A 4343-nucleotide genomic window follows, 5' to 3' on the forward strand; every position below is an offset into this window, starting at 1 on the left:
GAGATAAAATGACTACCTAAATGCATTCATAAATAAGAAGATGAGGGAGTGACAATTATTGAAAGGGATTATAGGCGTTGCTAAGTACTTAGATGATAATGCAGAAATGTTAGCAAATGAAATTGTGCAAGAAATTTCTCAGAACCCCAATTTTGAGGCTTTACAGGAGGAACTTGAACAAGCAATTATCGTCTATACTGAATTTATTAAGTTTTTAGGAAAGAGTCTCTTTAGTAGTGAAAACAACGTACCTGAAGGGCTTGTTGAATGGAGTAAGATCAATGGTAAGCGTACAGCATCTCAAGGGGAGAGAATCTCTATTATTATTACACGCTATCCTCCTACGCGCCTAGTCTTCATCGATTACCTTACTAAAATAAGTATAGARCAYGGACTYTCTWCAGAAGAARTTGTATTTATTAATAAACGWTTTAACTATTTGCTCGATATAAGTATTAATGAAACGATTATAGTATTTGAACAAGTRAAAGATRAAATTATTMAAAAGGCRCAACAAGARGTRTTGAAAYTATCGGTTCCTGTSGTCCSCATTCARGATAAAACCGCCGTTCTCCCACTAATWGGCTCTATYGATTCAGAAAGAGCTGAATATATCTTGGAGAATGTKATCTTGAAAATTMTYGAAATGAARGTAGAGTATCTAATTGTTGATTTCTCAGGTATCTTAACTATAGACGCTATAGCTGAACGTTACCTCTTTGATATTTACAGTGTTCTTCGCTTACAAGGTATTGAGGTGATGATGACTGGTATACGACCTGAACTGGCCCAAACCATTGTTAGAAATGGAATCGATTTCTCATCTATTAAAACCTATGCAACGGTTAAACAAGCGATAGAAACTCAAAAAAGCTAGGGAATTAAGTTTCTCGGCTTTTTTGTAATAAGTTGATTTAAGTTGTATGTCATTTTGGCCCAATTACATCTGCGGGCTAGATTTCATTCCGGAAAAGATTTAGGACAGAAACCTTATAGTTTACTTCATATGAAAATTGATTAATTTCCTTATACTACTATTTGGTATAAAGAATAATTGGTTCATTTTTTAATATTTGAACGCGTAAGCATGAAGCCAGTAGTTCGTAATTGGCTTAATTTAGCTCTAATCCTAAAAGAAAAGACATCAAATTTGTAATCGTATATTTCCATTATTTATTTAAATATAAATGGTTTATTAGGAACAGTTTAGGTTGGTAATGTTAAACTGTTCCTATTTTATTTTTATAGAGTGGGTAAGTTCAATGCTGTATCGATATTATTTAAATCTAAAGTGATTTGTTCATTTGTATCCCAAGCGTGGTACCATCCTTTTTCCACCATATATGCAGAAATTTGTTCATGCATATCAAGAGCTTCCACTAAATGGCGAGTGAGCATTTCTTTAATTTCAGGTGTTCCTGCCTCTGTAACTGCCATGGCGTAATTTCTAACTCCACTTTTAGCTGCAATCAATAAATCCATTGCAACCACTTGATCCGATAGTGCATTCATGCCAGTTAAATTTTCAATAATTGGATTCATGTTCATTCATCTCCTCTTTTACTGCTTAGCGTTGGAAAGGATAGAAGCATATTCTTGTAATTGTCTCGCAGATACATCAATATCTTGTTGCATAATATCTTTTAATTGCTGATCTGTAACTAACCCTCTCATCGTTTTGGACTTAGTCAAGCAATTGGTCTTAAATGCAGCTATTTCATGGACCTCAAGAACTTCATGTAAGGCGTAATTCATTTTTTCTACCTCCTTCCTCAAGGTTTTAACAAGACTTTTATACAATTATCCATTTTGGTGTCAAAAATCTCATAGCCACGCTTTGCTTCACTAAGTGGAAGTACATGACTCACGACATCTCCTGGATCAATTTTTCCGGTCGAAACTAATTCAAACATATATGGCATATAGTGAATCACAGGTGCTTGTCCAGAGCGAATATTGACGTTTCGGTTCATAATATCTCCCATTGGGAATCCATTATATTTGCCACCGTAAACGCCTGTAACTTGGATTGTCCCGCCCTTACGTACTGCTTGTGAAGCCATGATAAACGCACCAAATGCTCCGCCCTGCAGTTTCATTCCACTCGCAAGGAACTCCATATCAGTCATTTTACCGTCCATACCAACTGCATCAATGACAACATCAGCGCCGCCCTTCGTCATTTCTTTCAAATGCATTCCTGCATTTTCAAAATGTGCGAAATTTACAATTTCAACTTTGTTAGTACGTTTGGCGTGTTGCAAGCGATAATCTACATAATCTACGGCAATGACACGCTTTGCTCCTTTTAGCCAACAGAATTTTTGAGCAAAAAGACCAACCGGACCACAGCCAAGAACAATAACTGTGTCTCCACCCTTTACGCCTGCATTGTCAACACTCCAATAACCAGTAGTCATTGCATCGGCAATAACTGCTAACTTTTCATCTGGTTCTTCACAAGTCTCTGGAATTTTGAAATGAGTAAAGTTGGCAAACGGTACTCTTAAATATTCAGCTTGCCCACCTGGATAGCCACCCGTCGTACCAGAATATCCGAAATAGGCACCCATATCACCATTATCATTAGAATTATCACATTGGCTTTCCAAATGGTTTTTACAGTAAAGGCATTCACCGCATGCTATATTAAAAGGAATAATAACACGATCTCCCTTTTTTACTTTCGTCACATCTGGACCAACTTCTTCGACGATTCCCATTGGTTCATGGCCAATCACATAGTTTTCTTGCAGGTTAGGAATCATGCCATGAATTAAATGTAAATCAGACCYGCATATAGCTGTACTGGTTACTTTAATAATCATGTCATCTCGTTTTTCAATCTTTGGATCTGGAACTTCTTTGACTACAACATTTTTAATGCCTTGATACGTTACTGCCTTCATGATAGATATCCTCCAGTGTTAGTGTTCATCAGGTGTTCGGTCAAACAGACCTTTTCTATTGGTCTCAACAGGAAATAAATTCATTTTACCAATCATCAATGTATTGTTGGCAGAGAGTTGGTCTAGTTGATATTGTTCACTTAATTCGTATGGATGGAACCATTTTTTACTAATCATTAGTTCTGTAATTTCTTGGTGCATGGCAATCCCTTGCATTAACTGTTCTCGTAAGAGGGTTCTAACATCAGGTGATGCGGACTCCGTTAATGCGACTGCGATATTGCGAACACCTTCCTTGGCACGAAGAAGAAAGTCCATCGCAAATGTGGTATCTGCGAGCTCTGGTACGTGTAGCGAGTTTATAGGATCTAAATAGTCATGATTCACTGAATTTACCTCCTTTTCAATTGATTATTGGTGTTGGCCGGTTTTGAGGAACAGGGGCTTCAAAAGGTGCACGTTGATAAACTGCCTGTAATTCTCCCAGTGCTTGTATCGATTGTTCAACATCTTTTTTCATCAATGCTCTCAAATCATCATCAAATACAAGTCCTTGCATTAGCTTTGATTTCGCTAAGCAAAGGGTTTTAAAATTAATAACTTCATGCAGATCCAATGACTCATGATCGGCTAATTTTTGAATATCCATTTCTGATTACCCTCCTTTTTTACGTAAATACAATGTTAGTGTTCCGAATATTGGAGGAAACATTCTATAATGTTTTTATAGGTGAATTATATTAAGTAGTTATAATGCACATATAATCCGGAAAATTAATTGGTAACAGCTAGGGCTAAACGCTTTGGTGGTCTTTTTTCTTGTTAGCTAACAGATAGGTTAGTCGAACAAGAACTCTTTTAACTACATCAAGCTTTTTGATTTGAATAGGGCATGGCAGAAGGCTAGGCTAAAAAGTATCAAGGGAAATAGTGGAAAATAAAAATGCTGGCCTTGAAGTTCATGCTTTAAATCCTAATGCCGTAAAAACAATGAAAGAAGTAGGAATCAATATCTCAAACCAAACATCTGATGTAATCAATCCTGAAATTCTTAATAATCTGCTTTAGTTGTGACACTATGCGGACACGCAGTGGAGCATTGATCTGTAACTTTTCTACATGTGAAACGAGTTTACTGGGGCTTTGGCGATCCGTCAAAAGCAGAAGGAACAGATGAAAAAAATGCATTCATCATTCGAAGTCTTTATATAAAGCTCCATAGAAGGATTAGCGACATAAATATCTTTCCCTTTAGTAATGTCAAAAAGACGACTCCCTGTTTTGACCCCTTCCTTCTTTAATAAAGGTGTGGCAGCCCCATGGGTAAGTATTGTTAGACTAATCAATATAGTGAAGCTTATAATAAGAAAAGTATAATTTGTAAAGCGATTACAATAATCATTACAAATGAATAATTGGTTTCCAATTAATCTT

Annotated in this window: 6 protein-coding genes and 1 pseudogene; 2 read left to right on the plus strand and 5 right to left on the minus strand. The window is 36.3% G+C overall.

Features of this window, described 5'->3' with window-relative positions; translation table 11 throughout:
• The first annotated feature begins 106 nt into the window (after nucleotides 1–106).
• Nucleotides 107–877, plus strand: coding sequence for an STAS domain-containing protein (locus AC1DRF_RS17740; protein WP_477741290.1), 771 nt, complete (start codon nucleotides 107–109; stop codon nucleotides 875–877).
• A 365-nt stretch (nucleotides 878–1242) separates the two neighbouring features.
• Here AC1DRF_RS17740 and AC1DRF_RS17745 read toward each other — a convergent pair whose 3' ends face one another.
• From AC1DRF_RS17745 to AC1DRF_RS17765, 5 genes are read right to left on the minus strand one after another with little or no spacing between them, the layout of a single operon-like run.
• Entirely contained in the window at nucleotides 1243–1542 is a 300-nt protein-coding gene (locus tag AC1DRF_RS17745; protein WP_029324473.1) for a spore coat protein, read from the minus strand.
• An 18-nt stretch (nucleotides 1543–1560) separates the two neighbouring features.
• Nucleotides 1561–1755 carry a hypothetical protein gene (locus AC1DRF_RS17750; RefSeq protein ID WP_216890827.1) on the minus strand — a complete coding sequence of 65 codons (195 nt, stop codon included), beginning with the start codon at nucleotides 1753–1755 and terminating at the stop codon, nucleotides 1561–1563.
• A 17-nt stretch (nucleotides 1756–1772) separates the two neighbouring features.
• Nucleotides 1773–2909, minus strand: coding sequence for a zinc-dependent alcohol dehydrogenase (locus AC1DRF_RS17755; protein WP_477741289.1), 1137 nt, complete (start codon nucleotides 2907–2909; stop codon nucleotides 1773–1775).
• A gap of 18 nt (nucleotides 2910–2927) precedes the next feature.
• Complete coding sequence (locus AC1DRF_RS17760; RefSeq protein WP_016766279.1) at nucleotides 2928–3296, minus strand: spore coat protein; 369 nt, start codon at nucleotides 3294–3296, stop codon at nucleotides 2928–2930.
• Between the two features lie 16 nt (nucleotides 3297–3312).
• Nucleotides 3313–3558, minus strand: coding sequence for a hypothetical protein (locus tag AC1DRF_RS17765; RefSeq protein ID WP_034649925.1), 246 nt, complete (start codon nucleotides 3556–3558; stop codon nucleotides 3313–3315).
• A 293-nt stretch (nucleotides 3559–3851) separates the two neighbouring features.
• Here AC1DRF_RS17765 and AC1DRF_RS17770 point away from each other — a divergent pair.
• Nucleotides 3852–4138 (plus strand): annotated as a pseudogene (locus AC1DRF_RS17770) (low molecular weight phosphatase family protein); the annotation flags it as partial.
• Between the last annotated feature and the right edge of the window lie 205 nt (nucleotides 4139–4343).

It is taken from the genome of Priestia sp. P5_B4, from assembly GCF_056400385.1.